Source organism: Marinifilum breve (assembly GCF_003202155.1).
In the GTDB taxonomy this organism is placed as follows: Bacteria; Bacteroidota; Bacteroidia; order Bacteroidales; family Marinifilaceae; genus Marinifilum; species Marinifilum breve.
The window spans coordinates 382,939-406,284 of record NZ_QFLI01000003.1; the positions used below are offsets into that span (position 1 = coordinate 382,939).

Sequence of the window (23,346 nt, forward strand, 5' to 3'; positions counted from 1 at the left end):
AGCCGAAAAATTGTATGGCATTGCCTTTTCGGATTGCAAATCCTGTACTCCTTGATCCCTGATTACAAATCAGGGACAGCGAGGTCAATGTCATTAAGTTAAGGGTACATCCTTTTAATAAACATTGCCAAAATTACCCCAAACCTTCCGATTCTCGGAACAGGCTCTAAAGGGGCTTTATCCTTTGCGCTGTTCCCTTTAGGGTACAAAGCGAAGCGTCTCATGACTAATAGGAATAATAAAAGGGTGTGCGTGAGGCAAAATCTACTAACTTAATGACATTGACAGCGAGGTAGCGGCTACATATTCGGAATTGCAAAAAGTGGATTATTCCTTAATTTATTCCCCAAAAAATGCCGACTCTTTTAAGAATCGACATATAATTTTAGTGCTTTATATTTATTATGCATTGGAACGAACCAAGATGCCTAATTTTTCGAGCAATTGAGGATCGTTTTCGAACTCTATTTTTGCCACTTCGCGCAATTTGTAACAAAAATCTTTTAATTGATTGTAGGAGTTCCATTTTAGGTCGGTAGCCTGTTGTGCATCTCCAATTTCTTGTTGCTTGGTTTGCTGCAGATTCTTCAAGTTACGCAACTTGGTTTGCATGGTAGTTATGCTCTCATTGGTATAGCCCAAACCTTGCATTGCGGTAATCCACTCTTCGTGTTCCAAAATATTGGTATATACCAAATCGGTATCGGCATACCAATCGGCAAATTTAGAAATATTTAATGTGTCAAGCTTAAGCATATTCCAGGCATTGGGATCCGTATCGAATACCAAACGAGCTAATTTTTTAAATCTTTTGATTTCGGAAATGGACTGCTGCCATTTTTCATTAAAATTATTGGTAGCTGCTTTTTGTTCATCCTTTTCCTTGTTTTGCAATTGTCCATAGTTATTGGTTTGTTCCCAAAGGCTTTGTCCTTCATGTAATTTTTCAGCTGTGTAGCCGTAAATGGACAAACGAGGTTGAATACCGGCATCATCGGAAGCATTCCAAAGTAGGATGCGATGCTTTTCCATGTTTTCATTAAAAGTAGTGTACATTGTATTGATTTTAGTTTAATTAACATTAACTAATTTAAAGCGTTTTGCTTTATAAACCAAAATTATTTTGATTGTTCAATTATCTATCCATTAAAGTACAGTGTACCCATAAAGTATTCCTACCTTATAAATATTCATACGGATACTACACTTGAACCAATATGTGTTTCTAATTTTTTCGGATTGCAAATCCCGTACTCACGATTCCTGATTACAAATCGGGGATAGCGAGGGATAGTGGGAGTTGTTTTTTCGGATTGTAAATCCTGTACTCACTGATCCCTGAATATGAATCGGGGATAGCTAATTGGTTTGCTATGAGTATTGACTTGAATCATCCTCTCCCACTCATTTTTCGGCAAGTGAAATGTTCCAACATTATTTTTACTAAAAAAAACGGACTAGTTTGGAAGGCTGTTAAACCGTGTATTATTACTGATTTGTACGCCCCTTAACAAGGGCAACAAAACAGTATTTTAATCAATAATTATTTTTCAAACACAGGCCTACTTCTTTTTAATCAGCAAAACATTGCTAAAATTTAGAATTCCACTCCAAAAAACGAGAATTCAATTGGCCAAATAGTCAGTATTTACAGGCCTTCACAGCTAAAATGCCTGTTAAAAAAAAATGTTTTTCCTGTAAATTTCCGTTTTCCTCAGAATTTAAAATTTATTAATCAGGTTTTTCAACACAGTAGTCAATTCACCTTGTAATATGAGACATGCTCTACTTTGAACCTAGCCTTTTACCTACCTTAATAATCAGAGCAAAACAAAACCATTTTATAATTTTTATCATTTACACAAAAACATAATTCCACTCTTCTTCATACCCATAGTAAAGACTGTTATAAATACTACAGTGAAGAAAAATGAAAATCAACCAATTTAAAGACTCGTGTCCGATATGCGAAATCAGACCAAAAATTAGTAAAACCAACTCGCATCTATTAATATGTCAAACTTGTGGCATTATTTATTACAACAATCAAAAAGAACAAATATCGACAAGAAAAAAAACGATTTCCATACTAAAAAGAAATAAAAAATTGAACAAAGAGGCTCACAAAATTTATAAATTTTTGTATGGCAAAAAGTTTTTGCCCCCCGGAGCTCCATTAATTGTTATGGTGGGGATTAATATTGAAAATATGGCAAATTATTTTAATGAAATGGATTGTGAAGTAATTGTTTTTAACCCTTCACACCTAATAGAAAAGGATGAATATACGAAGCTAAAGTCGATAGAAGAATTCTTTAAGGATTTACAAGTATCGCGTAAAATTGATGTTATTATTTTTCATAAAAGTTTCGAACTCATAAATAACTACAGGGAGTTTTTCAAAATTATAGCATCCAATCTTTATCCTGAAAGTGTTATTTATATAGAGACAATAGCCAGGAATTTGTTAAAGATCATTTGTAATCCACAAAAATCGGGATTCAGTGGACATTACCTTTTTACAAAGCAAAGCTTATCGAACCTAATGAGGAAGTATGGCTATCAACTGGTTGCACAAAGATGTGATTTTAAATATGTTTTTATGCAGAAAATAAGTACGTCTCTCTTTAAAAATGATTTAAAAAAAGCAATGTGCTTACGCACATTGCATGAAATCGCACAAAAATTACTTAAAGTTATTGGGTAGAATGTATCGTACCATTTAGTTTTGCTCCCTCTTCTACCTTAATTGTTTTACAGGTTATTTTACCAGAAACGACAGCGCTGTTCTTTATTATGAGATCATCTGTCGTTTTTATATTACCCAAAATGTTTCCTTCAACAATTAATTCGGAACAGGATACATCGCCATCGACCTGAGCATATTTTCCGAGAATGATTTTTTTTTGAGAAATTACATTTCCTTTTACCTTACCATTAATTCTCATATTTACCTCTAGTTCGATATTCCCCTTAACAAATGTATTCTGCTCAAGCAGGCAGAAACTATATAGATCTTCGTTCTTCAATTTAAAATTCATTTTTTATTACTTAAGTAGTTTAAAGCTTCTATAATCAGATAAAATAAAGCGGTTAAATTCAGACACTTACAACACCCACATGGGCATAAGCATCAACTTAATAAACATATAAGTTTGATAATCACCGAAGTTGTTTTTGCATTTCGATTTCACCCTTTCGCCTGTCGGCACTTTCCCTGTAAGGGAAAGAGGCTAAGATTCAACGATAGTTCACAATTCAATTTACAGCAGAACCTTTATTGGTTGCGTTCTCCCTTTTCAGGGGAGATGTCCGTCAGGACAAATGGGTGAACTAATTTCCTGAAAATATAAACCTTACGGCTTAAGTTGACGCGTATGCCACATGGGTCACTGGAAAAAAAATAACGGTCAAAACAATAATTCTAAAGAATGCCCCACTATAAATCATACAGGACCTTAAATTTATGTGCTTGTTGCATATAGATAAACTTTGGATGATGGATATTTTTAATCGAATTCAGCTTATTAAATCATTTAGTATTCTACGATGGTATATGTTACGTATGTTTTATAATTTCTAACCGGGAGTAGTAATGAAACTCCCTCTAATTTGTATTGCAGTTCTACATTATCGCGCCCTCTGTATCCTGCACAAAAGAAACTGTGTCTATCGCTAACATTTCGATAATATCCACCACCGTATATGTATGAATAACAAGCATAAGCCGACGAGCCATCGCTGGTTCTTCTTACTGAAAGCTTAAGATTGGGATGCCAGATTTCATCCTGTTTATTGATATATACAATCCATGAATATCCGTTATACTCATGGTTCCAATTGTTCTTTACACGAAACTCCACTTCACCTTCAGAACTTTCGTAACAGGTATTGTAATCGTTACCGGCATTAAGGATATCTTTAGCTGAGACATTGATTTTCCACTTTCCTTTTACTTCTATTTTCTGGGCATAAACAGAACATGAAAAACCACACAGTAATATTATTAATATTCTTACTCTCATGTTTAATTGGTTATTGTATAAGTTATTAAAATAGCCTTGGATTGCATTTGAGATAGAACCCCATAATCTTCAAACTCCAGTTCATAATCCAATTTATGACCTTTTCCAACTCCTGCCCCCGTATAAGCCCCACCAATGCCGGTAATAATTTGCACATTTCTATTGCCCAAATACACTTCTCCGGCACTCATGCCCAACTGTCCTTCTCCGCTTATCGAAGCAGCTATCTTTAATTTTAACAAAACGCCCTTAGGCAGGCTTCCTCCCATGGAAACGGATATATTTTTGTTCTCATATCTTCTTACACTCGAAGAGTAGTTTAACCACTTTGATGAACTTGCGTATTGTTGAAAATCCATTCCTGCTTTAAGCGGAGGCTTAATAATAATCTCTACATCTCCTTTGGGTTCAATATCAACCAATGAGATATTTTTAAGTTTCAGGCGCACATAACTGTCATCGACACATTGTGCCGTTACAGCATTACTAGCCCAAAAAGCAATCAACAATACCCATATGCACTTGTAAATTCTCATAAGCTTATTCTTTCCTGATTAAACTTGATCATTCTGCGTTTATTTCTATATGTAATTTTTTCGACATGGGTTTCACCCGATTTTATATTAATTCGCTTCTCCTTAAATAAAATCTGAATCGGGGAACTCTTCTTCACAAAAAGCTTTACATTCCATTCTCCGGGCAAGAGTTTAGCCACTGTAAAATCCTTATCTAAAGCTACTCTTTTACTTATTTGTATTTTTCCTTTGCTTAATAGCAAAAAAGCATACTGTTTTCCCTGAAAGCTTTGGTTTTGCATGTCGAAACTCTTTTTATAATCGAACTTTAATTGCAATTGAGACGATTTGGTAACTCCAAGGGCAACTTTATTGTCTCCGGGAATTACATTCATCTTAATGGGCAGTTCATCAATTACCATATCATCGATAGACATAGCACTTTTATCGATATAAAGATCGTAGTTGCCCGACTTTAAATTTTGAAAGTTAAAATTTCCCTTTTTATCGGTTATTGCAACCTGTCCATTTAGAAAAACAAGAATTCCTTCCACATTATCGGCACCAAAATTATTAACACAACCCGACAGATTACACAAATCTTTCTTTTTACTAATTGGTATGTTTATTCTTTGCTTGTATCTTAATCCGACTGCCAAATCTTTTTCGCCCAGGCTATTTTTTTCGAGGGAATAATTGGCATAGCATTCCAAAGTACCGTTTTTATGCACTTTTGTTTGGAAGGAAAAATCGAGCAAACTCCTGTTTTTATAATATTCTTCCTTTTTATAGGTATTTCGAAAATCGAAGTTCAAATTCGATTTTTCTCCGATTTTTGCTGAAAGATGAAGCCCAATCAGCAGTTTTTTCGAATCAAGTTCAATGGTTTTGTTACTTTCTTCGTAAGATAAGGAGTAGCCCACATTCATTTTGGCAAACTTATAGGATAAATTGTGTTCGATATTAAATAACTTATCTTCAACAAAAGTTAATTTGTTTTCATATTTCCCCAAAGCCCCTGAAATTCCGCATGAAAACTTTTCGTAAGCAGCAATCATACTAATTCCTCCAGTTCTTTGAGTATAATCGAAACGTACCGGGTTTGTCCGGTCTGTCATAGCACTACTAGCTCCTTCCAATGCAATTCTGAAATGCTCTCCAATTCCAAAGCCATACCGTATACTCAAGCTCTTACTTTTGGGAATTATGGCACTTAGGGTATCCTTAAGCGAATTGGCATCATCGCGGCGATAATTGACACCTATTGAAGAAGTTTCGGTAATGTTGTAGGATAGATTTCCCGCCATAAACACAGAGTTCGAGTAATAACCGGGGTAGCCCTTTGAAGCATAAATGAACTTAGATCCACCACTGAGATTCTTAAGCATTACATCCCCAATCATTTTAAATGCGGAACCATCTTTTATATTATTCTTACCATAGGATACTTCTGAATCTAGATTAAAAAAACCACCTATCGATCGTTTTGCCGTAAGAGAGTATAGGTTCGATTTTCTTAATTCTTCATTTTTTCTAAGGTAGGTAAGTCCTATTTCTGTAGTTTCGTTAAGCTTTGTTGATGAAGAAAATGCAAATTCCGATTCGAGGCCTTGAATGAATCTTGGTTTATTTGCGAAAGCTGAAAACTGAAATGCTCCTTTTTTAAGCTTTACCTTTGCACCTCTTCCCCCACGAGATTGTTCGGTAAGCTCGGTGGCGGTAAATGTTTGATCGCCCAGCACAAAGGTTTTTGTACTGTCAACAAATCGTGCCCAATACCTGTCTACTCCGCCCAAAACAGGTTTTCCGTATCTGTTTGGTCCAACAAATTTAAAATCGATATAAGCACCAGGCTTTATCACAATAGGTTTGGATGAAGAGAGTTCTACCATGCTTCCATTTTGCCATTTTCCCAATTTCTTATAGGCCATTGAATTCAACTTAAAATCAATAGGAATTCTATTGAATTTATCGGGTTTCGCATTGCCAGTTGGCAAAACCTTTATTTTACCATAAGCATACCAATTGTGTTCTTCTGTATTTTTACGACTAATTAGCAAACTAAAACCTCTTTCTTTAAATTCTATTATATCTTTATAAGTAGCAACAAGAACTTTTACCTGCATTATCGAATCCATTCCAATACTAACATTGGTGTCTCCTGTGTAAATGCAATTGTTAGGTTTTAAGACCAAATTCATTGCACAATTACTACGATTGTGTACAAAAAACTCACCCACTACCGTATCTCCGGCCAAACAATAATCATTCTGCTGATTATACTCAACATTTAATTTTATACTTTCCTGAACCTGTATATTAAGGTTGGCCTCATTGTGTATGTTTAATTCAGAATTTTTAAAAACAACAGCAATCGCGTAACTGCCTTTTTCACATCCTTCGGGGATAAAAACATTGAACAAAACCAATCTTTTTCGATTAGCAGCCAGTTTTAGGTTATTTGCCCCTAAATTAAGTTTCCATCCTTCGGGCAGTTTAATTTCCGATTGCAAATCAATTTCATTATCGGAGTTATTTTCAATAATCAATCGCAAGGAAATTGCATCATTAGGCATACAAAACAAACTATCCGTAAGATTATTAATCGATATTACCTGTGCATTTGCTGCCGTAGTAATTGTGAACAACAGTACGAAAATTTGAACAAACTGTATGTATCCAAATTTGCGAATCATTTATTTTACGCCAATATCAGCATGCATACCAAAAATATTTCCATCCTCACACTTTGCCAGTAAAACAGCCTGATAATCGCCCTTGGGAACACTGGAAACGTCAACAGCAAATCTTTTGCAATTATCGGGATGTAAGCTTTGCATTACCGATCCAACAATGGCAGTTTGCTCTCCTGTTTCAGGATTGTAAAACTCTACCAATACCTGGATTTTATGATACAATTCACCTGTATTCAACAAGTCGACAAATAGTAATCGTCTTTCTCCTTTATGAAGTTCTGCATTTTTAAAATCAATCTTTGCCTGCGCATCATCCCCTTTGTTACAAATAATTTGTACTGCGTAACGAATTTTTGATTTCACCCCAACGGCCATTTCCAAATCCATAGGATCCTCAAGCAAATCGACTGGTTCAATCATTACAACACTCCAATAACTTCCATTAAACTCAAGATTTTTGGGAACCCTTACTTCATATGGCAACACAAATGACTTACCTGCTTCCAAGCTAATTTCTTCTGTTCCCAATTCAATCCAGGATAGATTGGTACGCTTGTTACCGCCCACTTCAAAGAAAGATTCTCCCATTTCGTTGTAGCGATAATCATTCAAGTAAATCTTTAAATTCTCTGTTTTTGTTCCCTGATTGATTAGTTCAATTGTTCCACGCAATGTTTCACCCCCATTGACCTTATGAGTATGAGAAAGCCCATTTACAACACTAATGTTTGCAAACAGGCCATTACAAAATACTAATAGTAGAATAAAAATAAATATACTTCTAAGCATAGAGTTTTGATTTTGAAACAATCATCTGCACCTTGGTGCAGATGATTGAGCATTAATTTAGTTGGAAATTGTGTAAGTAATTGTTACAGGCTCGTTTGTTTTTTCAAGAGCAGAATAATCCGATCCCACAACAAGACTATAAGTAAGGTTATGGCCGTTGCTAACACCGTCGCCAGTATAACAGCTACCAATACCATTAACAAGAGTTTGAGCCGAAGTTGTTAAGGTTAACTCGCCAGCAGGAGTACCCACGGCACCTTCGCCAGTACCAGCATGAGCAGCAGCAGCTACCTTAATATCGGCACCAGGAATAATTTTACTCATCTGTACGTTTACAGTTCTTGTTGGATTCACTGTTGACTTGATAGAAGAGTAGTTCAACCACAAATCGGAGTTTGATGATCCTTCGACTCCCATACCCGCTTCGGTAGGGGCTGTAAAAGATAAAGCAATGGCTGTAGTTCCCGGTGATTCCAAATCAAGAATGGCTACTTCGGGCACCGTTACCGATAAAGTGTGACTTGCTGTACCACTGTCTTGTGCAAAACCAAAATAACTGGCAAACACCATCATTGCTAGAGTTACAATTTTTCTTTTCATAAAATTTACTTTTTAAATTAATAATTAAACAAATGATTAATACAACTCTATGTTGTTCTTTAAAATATATTCATGTTAAAAGAAGATTCACTTTACTGGTTCTATATGATTTTTAGTGGGTGAGTTACTAAATAGTACTTAATGTGCCTAAAGTACTTAAAATTAAAACTTATGTTATAAATATCGCAATCACTCATTTAACATTTTATTTAATAACCTGATTAAAACAAAAATATTATCGTACTAATACTTTAAGTACTCTAAGTATTCGAAGTACTTTAGGCACTTCTTTAGAATTACCCTTTATTAAATCATACAGCACTATTTTACTAATATGTTATCGAACCATTTTAAGCTCGATTTTTTCTTGTCTTTGTCCTTTATGTATTTGAGAATTTTTCCTTCTTGTTCCTCCAACCATTTATCCAGGCAGTTTTGAAAATGATCAATCTTTTTAAAATCTAATCCGTTGGTAAAAGAAAAATTTAGATAAGACACTCTCAAAATATAATCCATATACACTTCCTGGCATTCGTAAGCATATGGGTAGTTAATTTTTTTCAAGTAGCTAAACATTGATGATTTCTCGTGCAACAAAACTTGGGTTATGTTGTTTAATTTTAATTCATAACGCTCCGATTCTGACATTTTATTATGTCCACGAGTTTGTACTGTTTTTCTGATTCGAAATATAACATCAATACTACTTCTCGAATTTTCACAATCATTATCTTTCAGAAAACTATTGTAATACATCATCATCTAAAGCATTTTTAATTAGACTCACTATTAAACAAATACCATCCGTTTCAAATTTTCATTTCCGCTCCTATTGAATGCCAAAAGATCATCAGTTTGATAATAGATATAACTCTTTTGCTATTGTGCGGACCCCTTCTATCAATCTCAAAAAATTTTTCTCAGTAATATTTCTTGTCCCACTCTTGTAATAGCACATAGATACCGGTGTAAGTCCGGAATATTCTGAAAGTTTTACACTGGAAATAAATGGTCTTACATCGTTTAGCAGTTTCTTGGCATTATAGCGGTATTCGATATCAATTTTCACATTATCCTTGCTTATGTACTTGTAGATCTGTCTTTCGAGTTTTAATTTTACTCTCTCTAAGTTTTTATCCTCATCAATCAACATTACATCCATATCGCAATAAGCTATAAATCCGTTTTCTGCTTTTTCGATGGTTACAACAACATTCATTTATTCTTCTTTAAATTTTTATTATTTGTTGGTGCACTTGCACTTGCACTTGCACACTGTACTTAAATTACCAGCAATGTCTTTCACCCATAAATAAAATGTGTACTCCTGTTTGTTTTTTAGGTACATCTTAGATGGTTTTTGGCTGGTCCAGGTATTTCCATCTGAACAATTGTATTTAATCAAATATTTATCTACCCCTATATTATCCTTACATTTGATATCGAAAGTAATTTCGTTATTTGCAGACCAGCGACATTCAAATTTTTCAATTACCGGTTTTATGCTATCCTTTGGGTCATAATTTACCTTACAGCTTGCCGGGCCCGTTATATTGCCATCGGTATCTTTTACCCATAAATACAAATTATAAATGCCATACTCCTTAAGTTGATAGGATACTGGTCGATTCTTGCTCCATCCCTTCTCAGTTATATTTGTAGTTGTGTTTTCATCTTTTAACAAGAAGCCCATTACTCCCTTATTGTCGGTAGCAAATACTTTTAATTGAACCACCGACGAATTATTTTTTAAAGGCAAAGCATAAAACATATTGATTTGAGGTTTTTCGGAATTTACAGATAGCATTTGTGCACACAAAGAACTTGTGTAAAGTGCAAAAAACACCATTAGTACTATTTTACTGATTTTCCGATTCACCTGTAATTTTTTTAATGCTAAGGCGCTATTTCTTTAAACGCTAAGTTTTTTTTTCTTATCCTCCATAAAGTTGGAGGCAATTGATGCTTAACAGTTCCTGAATCTGATTTTGATTGTGAGTACTTTGTGTTAAACATTCTTGTATTTTTAATTATTTGGTTTTCGTAAAAATGAAGAAAGGAGGAGGTCATCCTCCTTTCTCTGATTTCGCCAAGATTTGAGAGCAAGTAAAGCCTGACGAAAGTGTTAACTAAAACATAGTAGTAGTAGTGTTATAATTGTAGTTGAAAATTAATTGCTCTCAGCATTCTTTAAAAAGAATATTATCATGTACTTTCATTTGCCATAAAGCTTAATAAATAATCAGATCTTCCACATTCATTTCCAATTCGTTTAGTTGATTAAAAGTATATAAGCCCACCAAGGGAATATCATACAAATAATTTAACTGGTAATTCGATTTTGTAAAGTTTTTTTCGTTTAACAAAAAATTGATAATTTCTTTGGTATTAAAGAAATCGTAATAGTTAATTAAAGGGGTATTGCAATGAATACACTCATTTATCATGAATTCTCCCTTAAGCTCGTTTGAATTCATCGACTTGAAAAAGGGAAAATTCAGATTCACCAAATTTTGCACTGCATGAGGTATATATTCCACATTTGAAAACAAACATCCTTTTTTTGTTTCGACCCATTGTGTGTATTCCCCACTTTTTAATGGCAACATTATATTTTTTGCCCCCATAATGATATATGGTGTTTCCTGCTTACAGTGCGGGCATGTCATTTGCTTCACCACAAAAAAGAGGGGCGATTTTACAATAAGCGCATTAAAGGGCAGCCATTGTTCAAACAGATGCAAACGCTTATTGTCGGGGATGTACCACAATTTGTTTTCGGTATCCCAACAGGCCCCTCTTCTTATGGCCTCTTCCTTATTGTTGCCAGAAATCTCGATTTGTATGCTCATTTCAGGCTAAATTAAAGTGAACTAATGTTGATAGCAGCAGTTGTGAATACATCACCCTGCAATTTTCCTACCGTTGCTTTCGGCGTGATTTTCAAAGTTATGCTGGTACCCACATCGGCAGCCGTAAGGGTATAGCTTTGTGCACTCGACACCACCGTTCCATTTCTTAACCAAGAGTATTCAGGTTCGTCAATGGTATTGTTCTCGGCATCGTAAGCCGACCACTCGCCTCGAAGTGTATTGCCATCGCGCTGAATTCTTGCATTTCCGATATGCGGAGCACAGTTGCTCATCAGTTTCCACACCACATACTCGTCGCCCTGTAGTTTTCCCTTGGTAGCTACACCAGTAACAGAATAACCTATGTATTGGTCGACATCGGAATTTTGCAGAGTATAGGTAAAGTTGCTTGTACCGCTGCTAATTACCGTGGCACCCGAAGTGCTTTCGCTGCTGTTTCGATACCATTTTATATTTTGTAAAGCGTAAGGATTGTCTTCCTTGTCTCGCATGGCATATTCGCCAACCAACAGCCCGCTATTAAAATCGCCACTGATGTTTACATGGGTAAAGGGGCCGCAGTTTTCTACCCTACGCCAGGCCGTAGTTTTAGGATCGCCAATTATTTTACCATATTTTGCCTTGGGCGTAATGGTGCATCGGTAATACTTTCCCCAATCCTCGTCGCGCACCGTATAAGTTTGGGCGGAACCTGCATCGCTGGCACCCATTCCCGAGGCATCGCTGGCACTTTCCCATTGGTATTGGTGAGTACCTTCCTCGTTGTTCTCCTTGTCGTAGTAAGCATATTCGGCCTGGATAACAGAATCATCGGCACCGGTAACATCGCCTTGCACGGCTACAGGCCCTAAAATGGGCGCACAGTTTTCAATGGGCAGCCAGGCAATGCTTTCCTCGCCCAAGCTGGCAGCCTCGGTGGCATAGGGTACAATGCCCACGCCTACATAAAGGTAGCCATCTACCAACATTTGGTCGGTAATTGTATAGCTGTGTGCCTCCTCGATAGTAGCATTGCCAGCAGTGGCTTCTACCGAAGTATTTTTTTTGAGCAGCTTATCGGCATGGTCGGCAGTTTTGGACAGATACCAATTGACATCGACCGAACCCAATCCCGAATTTTCGGGATTTACAGCTGTGGTTTCACCATCCCAATAAGCGAATTCTGCAAACATTTTTCCATTATCGGCCGAGTTTTTTTCCAGGTAATTGTCGCCACTTATGGCAGCATTGGCAAGCGGACGACAAGTTAAATTGCAGGAAATTTCGTTCCAGTTTGTTCCATCGAACACATAGGCAATACCGGTTGATCGGTTAATGTACACGGCACCTTCTTCTAATGCGGCATCTGTTATTTCTGTATCCGTTAAAGTTATACGACAGGTTCCGTAGGCTTTTACTTCGGAAGATTTGTTTACTGCAAAAGAACCATTTGCCGTAATATAGGCCGGGAGTTCGTCTAATGAAACCCAAGAGGTACCGGTGTAGTACATTATTTTTTTGTCTTCAATATCGATATAAAATTCGCCCTGCCCGGGAGAGGCCGATGGCGTTGAACGCACAAAAAAGCAGGGAATGCCTTGAATTACCTTGAACTCATTTTCGACACTTAGACTGGCCTCGGTGCTGCACATGTCTACCCAGCCCCCATCGGTACGGTAGAGTACGGCTTTCATGTTTTTTTCGTAAATCATCATGCCGGGCAGTGGCGTTTCTATGCTGGATAAACCATCGATAACCGGCAGGTGGGTCAGGTTAAAATCGCCCACTTTTTTCACCCTAAAATAATCTTTCTGCGCCTTGGCCTGTCCGGCTAAGAGCAGGACCAATATGCCCAAGGCTAAAATAGAATATAGTATTTTTTTCATGATTTTCATATTAGTCATTAGTGCTTGCGATGGCCACAAAGCCCCTCTGCTTTTTTTGTTTCGTTTCTCTTTTTTTTACCTATTCCTGAAAATAAGAAATGCCAGGGAGGCTGTACAAAATCATTGTCATTCTGATCCCGAAGGTTCAGGAGAAGAATCTGTTTATTTAATTATCAGATGTTTCACTTTGTTCAACATGACACTACATGAATTAAACTTACTTTTTGGACAGCCTCTGTGCTACTCTGAGTTTCTACCCAAAGCCAGAGCAGCCCTGCCTGACATTTCACAAAAGCAATGATCCCTAAAACTTTTTATTTCTTAATTGGGAGGCAAAAAAGCATCGTTTTTAAATGTTTTTACCATTGTTTTGATTTTCATTTATTTTAATCCAAGCCCTAAAAGGCTATTGCTTTGCAGCTTGGTTTTTCTCAGCCTTGCAAACACCACCAAACAAACCAAGCTTTACCTTCCTTTTGTCACCTGCTTTCACCAAGCAAATAAATACCTACAAAACAATAATTTACAATAAAAATTCTTGATTTTATTTCCCCATTGGTGCCTAAGCTTTAGCCTCGTTTAAATAAACGCTTGGTGACACAGTATTCCTAATTTACAAACTTCTACTACATCGAACAGATAAGCCATAATTTTGACCATAATAATTAGGAGCCACGGCACTTCCGCTACTAAACACTAAATAACAGTCGCCTTGGTATGAGGGTGATGATAAACTATATATGTCGCGAGTGAGATAATAACCTTGTGAGCGGTTTATAACATTGCCTAACGGGTCTAGCAGTCCTGACGCACCGTTTACCTTTATTTTTGTTTGCAGTACTGACGAGGTTATGTTTTGCATCCTAAAAGACTCCCACACACTAAAAGGGATCATTGCCCATGGCGCCCCTAGAAGTTGAGTACACGGGTCGGTAGCGTCTGTAACAGCGTCGGTATAACGATTGTTCACGTCTGCCCATTTAGCATCACCTACTACATATCCTTGTAACTCGTGCCATCTAAAATACCAACCATCTACATCTGGTCCATAATTTCCCAAGCTTGTTGGAGAATTTTTCGCTCCTAAATTTTTAGTCAAAAAACATTGTCCCTGGTATTCTGCAGTTTCATAAGTTATCTTCACTGTTTCTGCAGATATGTCCCCCTTAACATGTTGCACAGTTATAGATTTCGGACAAACAGGGTCGCACTCCTGAGCTTTTGTAGTAGCAACAATTGCCAGCATGGCAAAAAGAAAAAGTATTTTTTTCATGGTTCTGTATTTTTAATTCGCTTATATTTTTGTTATCGGTTGTCAGTTCCTGACAACTGATAACTGATAACTGATAACTGATAACTGTATATTATATTCCCTTTACCTTGTTCAGGAATTGGTTCAATTCCTTCATATTTTTAGGCAGGGCACTAATTTTTCCGTTTTTGTTTACCACAACTAGTGTAGGGCTGCTAAGTATGTAATAGTTTTCGGCCACCTGTGAGTTTATGCCGCCGCGGGCATAGGTATCTGTCCAGGGCAGTTTGGCCATTTTTGCAGCATTTAACCATTGCTGGTGAGTTTTATCGAGCCCAATGCTCACAATGTTTACCCACTCGTTGTTTTCGGGCTTGGCAATCCAGCTTTTTAGTTCATCCATTAGCATTTCGCAGTGCGAACACTCATGGTCGTAAAATACCAGCAATTGGTACTCGCTGTCGTTAGCATCCCATTTTAGGTATTCCTCTTCGGTTTGGTTAATGGTATATATTTGTGCGGGTGGTGCTGTTATGCCTACTTTCATGTTTTTCATGCCAGCCACGCGTCGCAATATTTCTTTCTTTTTATTGGTAAAACAATTATCCTGGTCGCTGTGGTAGTTTACCACCTCAATGCCCTTGGTAAAACCATAGGTTTCAAAACCTGTAAAAAAGTAATCGGCAAAAAAACCGTATACCTGCGGGTTGCCTTTTGCAGCCATTGTAAGCGCTTTTTGTGCAACCTGTGCCATAATGCTATCGGCCTGTTGCATTGTTTTTGCTTGCCCGCCATGTAGGTTTACATAGCCTGCCAAAAAGTTTTTTACCTGTTTGCTACGCAATTGCAGTGTATCGGAAAAATCGAAATCATTAAAATAATCGGCTTTTAATTCTTCCAATTGTTTTTCTTTCGATTTTTTATAATCGAGCTTTGGTAAGCTCTGAAATTTTAAGAGTCCGGCCACAAATAAATCTTTATTTTCTTCGGCCAGCTGATCGACCCATTGGTTGTATTCTGCCACTTTTTTGTTATAGGTTTTATGGCAAGTTTTCCATACCGGGCTATTTTTTTCGCTGTAATATTCGAGCAATTGTTGCAAAAGGCCTATTTGCTGTTTTTTTTCCTGTGCTTCTTGCATAAAATTGTCCCACAAATTATTTTCGCGGCCATTTTCAATTAATAAGCTATCGCCTTGTAAGAACAGGGGATTTGCAAGTACTCTTATGGAGTCTTTTTTGTTTAAAAACAAGCTTAATCGCGAGGGATAAGGATTATCTTTGGATGTTAGCCTGGAACGAAATTCGAGGTTGAACTCACCCGGCAAAAGAGAATCGGGAACTGTAAACAGGACTTGCTGTCCTTTTTTCACTCCTTCGTATTCCTTTATGGGACGAGAAAAATCCATCCCGTTTTGGGGGCTTAGTGTAATTCTGGAATCGTACACCCCTTTCAGTTTCACTTTTACCTGTTGTTGTGCAAAGCCTCCCAGTGGCAATGTCAACATGATTAGGTACAATATTTTTATAAAATTAGCTCTCATTCTTTTATAATTTATGTACAGGTTTTATATTTTATTTCTGATTTTACATTCATGCTGTAATAGCAAACACCACATTTACTTGCTTTCTTCCACCAGGCGATTAATCATTTGCTGCTGTTCGTTAATTGCTTGTAACAAGACCGCAGTTAATTGCAGGTAGTTTACCTTGTAGTACCCATCGGGTCCCATTTTCACCATTGTTGGGAATTGTTTTTGTAACTCCTGAGCAATTAAGCCATACTGCGTTCCGTTGGCATATTTTTTCTGGTTATTGTATTGGAAGGTAACACCGCGCAATTGCTGAATTTTGTTTAATGCACCATGAATTGTTTCTACATGATTTTTTAGGCGTCCATCGGAAGGGATTGCCAGATCGCCACGAATGGTTACATTTTGTTTAAAGGTTGCATTTCCATCGGTATCGAAAAACAAACCTTCGGCTTCGGCATCGGTCACCAATTTATCGGTAGGTCCGTCGTTGGAGATTCCTTTATCGCCCATTGTAATATTCTTTTCAGCAATGTGTTTGCCGAAACCATCGCCCACGATTTCCCAATTTACTTCGTCGAACACTCCCGAATCTATCTGCGCCTGGGTAATGGTGTGTGATGTAATACAACGGTAAATTTTAGAGTTTTCGTAATCGAGAAACAAATCATGCATATGTGCTACGGTACCATTATTTCTTAAGTTCAACACAAACACTCTGTTCCAGCCATTTGCAGCATATTGAAAATGGTTTCCATTAGCCTCATGCCAAATAATCATTCCAATTTTTCTATGATTACCAGTTAATGCAGTTAATTCGGCATCGTCGGCAACTACGTGGTATCCTCCCTTTACATCCTTCATATCAAGAACAGGAATGTCTGCATCTTTTGCAGTAATTGTTTTTGTAGCAACGTGGTCGCCCATGCCATCACCAACAGATTTCCAGTTTGTATCATCTTTAGCCGGATCGGTATCGTTATCGTCCAGGCCATTTGCATCAATTAGCACATCGGCCAATGCCTTAAAAAGCATTCCCTCTTTTAAGAATATTTGTCCTGTTTTGGCCGTAACAGCATCGGTCCAATCGTAAATTACATTTACTTTTAACCATGCTCCATTCCACTGGTAGTGCGCAGCGGAAGCATTATCCCACACCAACATGCCCATTTCTTTTAAATCGGCAGCAATATCTTCGCCTGAAGCATCGGCAGCATTAATTTTAAGGTCGTCGATTTGGTGCACACCTCCCTTGATATTTTTTTGGAAAACCACAGGCAAATCCGAGTTAATCGGACTTATGGTTTTTGTAACTTTTGTTTGCGCCTGCGTACTTATATGAGCTGCAAACAAAATCATCAGTAGTAAAACTATATTTTTCATCTGTTTGTAATTTTCTAGTTAAGGTTAGATGGAACTAAAAAAAACTCTTTGGTTTAATTTATTTTATCAAAAAACTGATTTAGAATACCAAAACTTTATTTACTAAAATTTTATACTCGTCACTTGCAACTTCTTTTTTAATTTTTACGTCGGATGCCCAAATCACGTATTCGACCCCCTCATGTGTTTCATGAGATACTGTCCAACAATCATCCAGATTGTACATTTTTGTACCTATTGCAATCTTAATACTAGGTGTACCCCAAGCTTTTGGGAAAGCTACAGCAACAAATTTTTCATCGGTAAGCGTGATTTCAGTTGCTGGAATTTTTGTATTTTTCTCCCCTTTGGTTAAATCGCTTATACTGCTTGCTTTTGCTGCCAAAGCACCGCTCGTATAAATATAACCTTCCACCTCAGGCGAGCTTAAGTTGCTCCAATAGACTTCTTTCAGTTCATCAGTGGTATCGCCGGCATCATACTTCCCAGTACTTGTACCGTTGAACACATAGTTTGTTGCTCCATCAGCCGTTTCAACTCTTACCACGGTACCTGCCGCTAACATTGGGGTGTCGGTATCACCACTGCCAGGTACAAGGGCCAATCGAGCTGCTGTAGAAGCCACTGTTTTCATCGGGCCAATATAGGTCCATTGCCCGCCTGCAATAGCATCTTTGTTTGCAGCAGTTACATTGGTTGCTGTTCCTGCCAATTTATATAAATCGCCCGCTACAGAAATAATCATGCCCCCTCTAAACTTCTTGTATTTATTCTCGGCATTCAAATCAGTCCAGTTAGCATAGGTATGTACACCTCCAGCCACATCGTTGGCATCAACAACGGCTTCGTTTACCCAGTCTGACATTTCCAATTTCTTAGTGATTTTATTCTGAGCATTCACTGCCCCAAAAACCGCCACAAAACTTATCAGTAGTAAAAAAGTTTTTTTCATTTGCTTCTATTATTAAGTATTTAGTGATGCTTGATTTTAATTCTGATTCAGAAAAAAATTATTACAAACTAGCATGGAAAAAATCACCATTTTAGACATCCTATTGGTTTAGCCAGAATTCAAAAGCACCCCAATCAAGAATCTTTAAAAAGCCGGCCCTTCAGACTACGGATGAAGAGCCAGTTTTTTTTAAAGAGGACTATTTATTATTTTACAATGATTTTGTAAACTTTACCATCGCCAGTAGCTCCAATTTCGATATCAGACGACCATACCTGGTATTTTACACCAGCTTCAACTACCTCAGTTACTGTCCAGCAATCGTTAAACACGTATTTAGTTCCATCAACATCAAGGGTGAAGTTAGGGGCTCTCCATGCTTTAGGAAAAGCTATGGCAACAAATTTACCATTGGTTACAGTAATTTCAGTTGACGCCGGCAAAACTACAAGCTTGTCGGTACCTTTATCCAAATCGGTTACAGCTGTTGCTGCTGCTGCCAATTCCCCTTTTTGGTAAAAATAACCTTCAACACCAGATGCAGTAATGTTGGTCCAGTACACTTCTTTCTTTTCGTTATCAGTATCTCCAACAGCATATTTCCCGTTAGCAGTTCCGTTGAATACATAAGTTGCAGGGTTACCCGAACCATCAGCATCCTCTACCTTAACAACAGTACCCGGGCTTAACAATGGTAAATCACTAGCACCATCAGCATTAATTAAAGCCAAACGTGCACCAGTATCTGCTACCTTTTTCATTGGGCCAATATAAGACCACTGGTCTTTTTTCTTTAAATCAGTTTCTGTAATTTCAGCATTTTCAGCGCCACCCAATTTGTACAAATCACCAGCCACAGAAACTACCATACCACCACCGAACTTTTTATTGTTCTTGGCAGCTGTTTCTAAGGCAGTCCAGGTAGCATAAAGATGAACACCACCACCCACATTGTTGGCATCCACAACGGCTTGGTTTACCCAGTCGGCCATATCGATGCGTTTGGTCACTTTATTTTGAGCATTTACTACCGACAAAGTCATCATAAAGCCCATTGCTAACAATACTATCTTTTTCATATCCTTATTTTTATCAATTTATTTATTAACTGTTAAGAAACTCCTAATCAAATTTGATTGTCTTATCTTACCACAATTTTATAAGTTTCGGTATCTGCAGCATCTCCAATTGCCACATCAGATGACCACACCTGGTATTTCACACCTGTCACAACAACTTCTGTCACTGTCCAACAGTCAGTTAAAACATATTCAGTACCATCAATATCGATCATGAACTGAGGCGCTCTCCATGCTTTAGGAAAAGCTACAGCTACAAATTTACCTTTGGTTATATCTATAGTAGTTTTAGCCGGTAATACCTCAAGCTTGTCGGTACCTTTATCCAAATCGGCTACAGCTGTAGCTGCCGCTGCCAAGTCACCTTTTTGGTAAAAATAACCTTCAACACCAGTTGCAGTAATGTTGGTCCAGTACACTTCTTTCTTTTCATTATCAGTATCTCCAACAGCATATTTCCCGTTAGCAGTTCCGTTGAATACATAAGTTGCAGGGTTACCTGAACCGTCAGCATCCGCTACCTTAACAACAGTACCCGGGCTTAACAACGGTAAATCACTAGCACCATCAGCATTAATTAAAGCCAAACGTGCACCAGTATCTGCTACCTTTTTCATTGGGCCAATATAAGACCACTGGTCTTTTTTCTTTAAATCAGCTTCTGCAATTTCAGCATTTTCAGCACCTGCTAATTTGTACAAATCACCAGCCACAGAAACAATCATACCACCACCGAACTTTTTATTGTTCTTGGCTGCAGTTTCTAATTCGGTCCAGGTAGCATAAAGATGAACACCACCACCCACATTGTTGGCATCCACAACGGCTTCGTTGATCCATTTTAACATCTCAATTTTCTTTGTTACTTTCTGCTGTGCGTTAACAGCCATTGAAAGCATAAAACATCCGACTAGTAGAAATAGAGTTTTTTTCATTTTTTATTATATTTATGCGCCGTAGAAAGTTTCTCACAAAATACTGAGGCTTTAAGCCTTCATTTTTTGCTTACTTTTTGTGATGACTCTCTTCGACACGTTTTGATTACTATTTTCAAGTCTGACAGTTGCAATATGTAACTGTCAGATTTTTCTTTTTTATTATCGTACGATTAAAGTTAAGTCATCATCATTTGCCATGTCCTTAGCAAAATCGATATCAGCAGTCCACACCTGGTAATCAACTTTGTGTTTCTTCACATTGTGAGATACTGTCCAACAGTCAGAAATAGGATACTCACCAGTTGCATCTTTCACGTAGAAAGTTGGCTTGTTCCATGCCTCAGGGAAAGCTACATAACATGCACCACCAGCTTTTGTTAGTACAACTTGCGCTTCAATAAAAGAATTCAACTTATTGTCCTTATCAGCAACAAAATCGATTGCTCCAGCAGTAGCAGAACCATCTTTGTAACCTTTCGTATCAAGAACAGCACCTTGTCCAATCAAGATAAAACCAGCAGTACCGGCACCACCCAACTGAATCCACTCTTCACCTGCAGTAGGACTTGCAGTATAAAGGAATGCTACTTTTTCTCCTGTTTCACCTTCTAAAACACCAACAATGGTTCCTTTGGCCAACTTGGCTTTATCAGCCCCTAAAAGCGCATCTCTATCGGTAATGTTTGCAACAATAATTCCATCTAAACGCTCGTAGTTTACAGGCTTAATCACATTTGTTGCATCTAAACCTGCATTTAACAAACGGTAGGTTGCACCCGGCTCAGTTCCATCACCTTTAGGATCTAAAATGGTTACTAACATACCAACTTTCTGTTGCTTAGGCTTTAAACTTGTTAAATCTGCAAACTTGTTGTAAACATGAGCACCACCTTCAACCTGGTTTCCGTCAACAACCGCTACATCCATCCATTCGAATGTTTTAATTTGTTTTGTCACTCTTGTTTCTTGTGCCGAAACTTTTATTGTCGTCGCAAAAAAAGCTGCACATGCCATTAAAAACGTAAATTTTCTCATCATAACTACACTGTTTTATAAAATTTGTGATTTGGATAAAATATCCTGATTACATGCTTAGCGCATTTCCTTTATTTAAGCTTAATGTTTAAACCGGCAGGCAAGGCCACGTCGGTTTGCCACACGGTATATTGTACTTTTTCAATTTCAATAATTTGAGCAGATGTAAATACCAGGAAAGTATCATCACCATCGATTTTTAAATCTGGTTTGCGCCATGAGGCCGGCATCACCAAAGTAAAATATCCAGCCTGACTGTTTGTATTAACATCTAACAAGCCACTTTGGCTATCCACACTGGTAAACGCAATAACTTCAGCTTCGCTAAGCGGTGTCGTAGTCGCAAAACTAGCATGGGTACCATAATATATTTTCCTCTTGGTTTCGCTTAAGTCCGGCTTATTTTTGATGTAATCGGCTGCATTCTCATCGGTTTGATTCCAATCGGCAACAAGAGCTTTCTCGTCTACATATTTTTTATTTGCAGCATCGGTATCATTGGTTGGAGCAGCCAGGTTAGCAATGGCATTTCCATCGGCATCGGCCCCCTGTGTTAAAACCTGTGATAAGGTTTGGTTATCGGTAAATACGGCAGCAGTTGGTACGGCTGTTTCAACAGTTAAACCATTTACTTTTTCTGCATCATCGACTTTATCATCTCCATTCTTATCGTAAACCACCTTCATCATATCGCCACTACCCGAAGCTGCAAATCTTTCATCCACATACTTTTTATTTGTCGCATCGGTATCATTTACAGGTGTTCCCAATCCGGTAATTACCTTTCCTTCGGCATCATTCCCAGCATTTAATACATCGCTTAAATTTCTTGGTGCAGTCCATACCAAGTCGCCACTGGCATTTATCATCAACATTTTATTGCTCAAACCTTCAGGACTGTTAATCTTCGAATTCAATTCATTTCGTAAGTCGGCAATATCATCAATCACAATACTTAGGTTTCCTGTTTTGCCATTCACACTGGTAACCGAGTTGGTAAAAAGCAATTCCGACCAATCGCTCATATCCTTAGACGTTCCACCGTTGTGCACATAGGTTTTACTAATATCGGTACGTATCACCGTGTGTCCCATTTTGGCATCCAAAGCCAATTGTTCTGCTTCGTTTGCTACCACATCAACAGCATTTAGGGTAATCCCCGGCAGGTATTCCGCTGCCACTTTTTTGTCGGCCCCCAAACCTACATATCCGTTAGCAACATTCTTCTCACTAATCAACTGAGCATTTTCATCGACATATTTTTTGTTTGCCGCATCGGTATCATTTACAGGTGTACCCAAGTTACTAATGACTCTTCCTCCAGCATCGTTTCCATTTTTCAGAACCGATTCAAGATCGCTTACACTGGAGTTACCTAGAAATTTCCACTCTGTGCCATCGAATACCGCAAGCTTATCACTAGTTGTTAAAAAGTACATTTCACCTTTTAAGCTGGCACTTACATCAGGAAGTGCATCACCTACCTGGATGACCGATGATCCTTCGCCCATCTTTTGCCAAGCATCACCTGTATAGTAAAAGAATGCATTCACATCCTTATCGAACACCATTAAACCTACTGCAGTTGGGTCGGCACTACTGAACATGTTCAAACGATTACTCGTACTAATTCTTGGGATCAGCAAACCTTTGGAGTCCGACACCAATTCCAGTATTGCTTTACCATGTGCCAACTCTTTGCCTTTACCAATACTAACTCCACCGTTTTGAGCAAAAGATATGCCCACAGTCATTGTTAGTAGTATAAAAATCAAAAGTCTCTTTTTCATCTTATTATATGTTTCTATTTATT

Annotated in this window: 21 protein-coding genes; 1 reads left to right on the forward strand and 20 read right to left on the reverse strand. The window is 37.7% G+C overall.

Annotated features, from left to right (window positions below):
- Positions 1-402: 402 nt before the first annotated feature.
- Positions 403-1,056, reverse strand: a complete 654-nt coding sequence (locus tag DF185_RS09285; protein ID WP_110360459.1) for a PQLLE family protein — start codon at positions 1,054-1,056, stop codon at positions 403-405.
- 1,153 nt (positions 1,057-2,209) lie between these two features.
- Here DF185_RS09285 and DF185_RS23575 point away from each other — a divergent pair.
- Positions 2,210-2,707, forward strand: a complete 498-nt coding sequence (locus DF185_RS23575; RefSeq protein ID WP_165835990.1) for a methyltransferase domain-containing protein — start codon at positions 2,210-2,212, stop codon at positions 2,705-2,707.
- Here the strand turns inward: DF185_RS23575 and DF185_RS09295 are convergent.
- The 19 genes from DF185_RS09295 to DF185_RS09390 form a co-directional block, all read right to left on the reverse strand.
- Entirely contained in the window at positions 2,697-3,041 is a 345-nt protein-coding gene (locus DF185_RS09295) for a bactofilin family protein (RefSeq protein WP_110360461.1), read from the reverse strand. The two genes, DF185_RS23575 and DF185_RS09295, sit on opposite strands and share 11 nt — an antisense overlap.
- Before the next feature lie 495 nt (positions 3,042-3,536).
- Positions 3,537-4,025 carry a hypothetical protein gene (locus DF185_RS09300; protein WP_110360462.1) on the reverse strand — a complete coding sequence of 163 codons (489 nt, stop codon included), beginning with the start codon at positions 4,023-4,025 and terminating at the stop codon, positions 3,537-3,539.
- Between the two features lie 2 nt (positions 4,026-4,027).
- Complete coding sequence (locus tag DF185_RS09305) at positions 4,028-4,561, reverse strand: hypothetical protein (protein ID WP_110360463.1); 534 nt, start codon at positions 4,559-4,561, stop codon at positions 4,028-4,030.
- On the reverse strand, positions 4,558-7,236 hold the full coding sequence (locus DF185_RS09310) for a COG1470 family protein (RefSeq protein WP_110360464.1): 2,679 nt from the start codon (positions 7,234-7,236) through the stop codon (positions 4,558-4,560). Before DF185_RS09310 ends, DF185_RS09305 begins: the two co-directional genes overlap by 4 nt.
- Positions 7,237-8,025 (reverse strand): COG1361 family protein, encoded by a 789-nt coding sequence (locus DF185_RS09315; RefSeq protein WP_110360465.1) that lies wholly within the window; start codon positions 8,023-8,025, stop codon positions 7,237-7,239.
- 57 nt (positions 8,026-8,082) lie between these two features.
- The gene (locus DF185_RS09320) at positions 8,083-8,625 is read right to left on the reverse strand and encodes a hypothetical protein (protein ID WP_110360466.1); all 543 of its coding nucleotides are present in this window, start codon (positions 8,623-8,625) and stop codon (positions 8,083-8,085) included.
- A gap of 321 nt (positions 8,626-8,946) precedes the next feature.
- On the reverse strand, positions 8,947-9,387 hold the full coding sequence (locus tag DF185_RS09325; protein WP_133250005.1) for a hypothetical protein: 441 nt from the start codon (positions 9,385-9,387) through the stop codon (positions 8,947-8,949).
- An 88-nt stretch (positions 9,388-9,475) separates the two neighbouring features.
- A complete protein-coding gene (locus DF185_RS09330; protein ID WP_110360468.1) occupies positions 9,476-9,844 on the reverse strand; it encodes a hypothetical protein in 369 nt (122 codons plus the stop codon).
- 21 nt (positions 9,845-9,865) lie between these two features.
- Positions 9,866-10,504, reverse strand: a complete 639-nt coding sequence (locus tag DF185_RS09335) for a hypothetical protein (protein ID WP_133250006.1) — start codon at positions 10,502-10,504, stop codon at positions 9,866-9,868.
- Positions 10,505-10,856: 352 nt separating this feature from the next.
- Complete coding sequence (locus tag DF185_RS09340; protein WP_110360470.1) at positions 10,857-11,477, reverse strand: DUF5710 domain-containing protein; 621 nt, start codon at positions 11,475-11,477, stop codon at positions 10,857-10,859.
- An 11-nt stretch (positions 11,478-11,488) separates the two neighbouring features.
- Positions 11,489-12,988 (reverse strand): hypothetical protein, encoded by a 1,500-nt coding sequence (locus DF185_RS09345; RefSeq protein ID WP_133250007.1) that lies wholly within the window; start codon positions 12,986-12,988, stop codon positions 11,489-11,491.
- A gap of 988 nt (positions 12,989-13,976) precedes the next feature.
- A complete protein-coding gene (locus tag DF185_RS09355) occupies positions 13,977-14,636 on the reverse strand; it encodes a hypothetical protein (RefSeq protein ID WP_110360473.1) in 660 nt (219 codons plus the stop codon).
- 91 nt (positions 14,637-14,727) lie between these two features.
- Positions 14,728-16,158, reverse strand: a complete 1,431-nt coding sequence (locus DF185_RS09360; RefSeq protein ID WP_110360474.1) for a thioredoxin family protein — start codon at positions 16,156-16,158, stop codon at positions 14,728-14,730.
- A 75-nt stretch (positions 16,159-16,233) separates the two neighbouring features.
- Positions 16,234-17,529 (reverse strand): tail fiber domain-containing protein, encoded by a 1,296-nt coding sequence (locus DF185_RS09365; protein WP_110360475.1) that lies wholly within the window; start codon positions 17,527-17,529, stop codon positions 16,234-16,236.
- Positions 17,530-17,608: 79 nt separating this feature from the next.
- A complete protein-coding gene (locus DF185_RS09370) occupies positions 17,609-18,481 on the reverse strand; it encodes a hypothetical protein (protein WP_110360476.1) in 873 nt (290 codons plus the stop codon).
- A 206-nt stretch (positions 18,482-18,687) separates the two neighbouring features.
- On the reverse strand, positions 18,688-19,560 hold the full coding sequence (locus DF185_RS09375) for a hypothetical protein (protein ID WP_110360477.1): 873 nt from the start codon (positions 19,558-19,560) through the stop codon (positions 18,688-18,690).
- Between the two features lie 62 nt (positions 19,561-19,622).
- The gene (locus DF185_RS09380) at positions 19,623-20,495 is read right to left on the reverse strand and encodes a hypothetical protein (protein ID WP_133250008.1); all 873 of its coding nucleotides are present in this window, start codon (positions 20,493-20,495) and stop codon (positions 19,623-19,625) included.
- 162 nt (positions 20,496-20,657) lie between these two features.
- Positions 20,658-21,536, reverse strand: a complete 879-nt coding sequence (locus DF185_RS09385) for a hypothetical protein (RefSeq protein WP_110360479.1) — start codon at positions 21,534-21,536, stop codon at positions 20,658-20,660.
- Between the two features lie 68 nt (positions 21,537-21,604).
- On the reverse strand, positions 21,605-23,323 hold the full coding sequence (locus tag DF185_RS09390; RefSeq protein ID WP_133250009.1) for a phage tail-like protein: 1,719 nt from the start codon (positions 23,321-23,323) through the stop codon (positions 21,605-21,607).
- Positions 23,324-23,346 lie beyond the last annotated feature (23 nt).

Bases quoted from the DNA above. Each gene is read 5' to 3' on its own strand.
- DF185_RS09285 (WP_110360459.1), bottom strand. From the start codon at position 1,056: ATGTACACTACTTTTAATGAAAACATGGAAAAGCATCGCATCCTACTT.
- DF185_RS23575 (WP_165835990.1), top strand. From the start codon at position 2,210: ATGGCAAATTATTTTAATGAAATGGATTGTGAAGTAATTGTTTTTAAC.
- DF185_RS09295 (WP_110360461.1), bottom strand. From the start codon at position 3,041: ATGAATTTTAAATTGAAGAACGAAGATCTATATAGTTTCTGCCTGCTT.
- DF185_RS09300 (WP_110360462.1), bottom strand. From the start codon at position 4,025: ATGAGAGTAAGAATATTAATAATATTACTGTGTGGTTTTTCATGTTCT.
- DF185_RS09305 (WP_110360463.1), bottom strand. From the start codon at position 4,561: ATGAGAATTTACAAGTGCATATGGGTATTGTTGATTGCTTTTTGGGCT.
- DF185_RS09310 (WP_110360464.1), bottom strand. From the start codon at position 7,236: ATGATTCGCAAATTTGGATACATACAGTTTGTTCAAATTTTCGTACTG.
- DF185_RS09315 (WP_110360465.1), bottom strand. From the start codon at position 8,025: ATGCTTAGAAGTATATTTATTTTTATTCTACTATTAGTATTTTGTAAT.
- DF185_RS09320 (WP_110360466.1), bottom strand. From the start codon at position 8,625: ATGAAAAGAAAAATTGTAACTCTAGCAATGATGGTGTTTGCCAGTTAT.
- DF185_RS09325 (WP_133250005.1), bottom strand. From the start codon at position 9,387: ATGATGATGTATTACAATAGTTTTCTGAAAGATAATGATTGTGAAAAT.
- DF185_RS09330 (WP_110360468.1), bottom strand. From the start codon at position 9,844: ATGAATGTTGTTGTAACCATCGAAAAAGCAGAAAACGGATTTATAGCT.
- DF185_RS09340 (WP_110360470.1), bottom strand. From the start codon at position 11,477: ATGAGCATACAAATCGAGATTTCTGGCAACAATAAGGAAGAGGCCATA.
- DF185_RS09345 (WP_133250007.1), bottom strand. From the start codon at position 12,988: ATGTACTACACCGGTACCTCTTGGGTTTCATTAGACGAACTCCCGGCC.
- DF185_RS09355 (WP_110360473.1), bottom strand. From the start codon at position 14,636: ATGAAAAAAATACTTTTTCTTTTTGCCATGCTGGCAATTGTTGCTACT.
- DF185_RS09360 (WP_110360474.1), bottom strand. From the start codon at position 16,158: ATGAGAGCTAATTTTATAAAAATATTGTACCTAATCATGTTGACATTG.
- DF185_RS09365 (WP_110360475.1), bottom strand. From the start codon at position 17,529: ATGAAAAATATAGTTTTACTACTGATGATTTTGTTTGCAGCTCATATA.
- DF185_RS09370 (WP_110360476.1), bottom strand. From the start codon at position 18,481: ATGAAAAAAACTTTTTTACTACTGATAAGTTTTGTGGCGGTTTTTGGG.
- DF185_RS09375 (WP_110360477.1), bottom strand. From the start codon at position 19,560: ATGAAAAAGATAGTATTGTTAGCAATGGGCTTTATGATGACTTTGTCG.
- DF185_RS09380 (WP_133250008.1), bottom strand. From the start codon at position 20,495: ATGAAAAAAACTCTATTTCTACTAGTCGGATGTTTTATGCTTTCAATG.
- DF185_RS09385 (WP_110360479.1), bottom strand. From the start codon at position 21,536: ATGATGAGAAAATTTACGTTTTTAATGGCATGTGCAGCTTTTTTTGCG.
- DF185_RS09390 (WP_133250009.1), bottom strand. From the start codon at position 23,323: ATGAAAAAGAGACTTTTGATTTTTATACTACTAACAATGACTGTGGGC.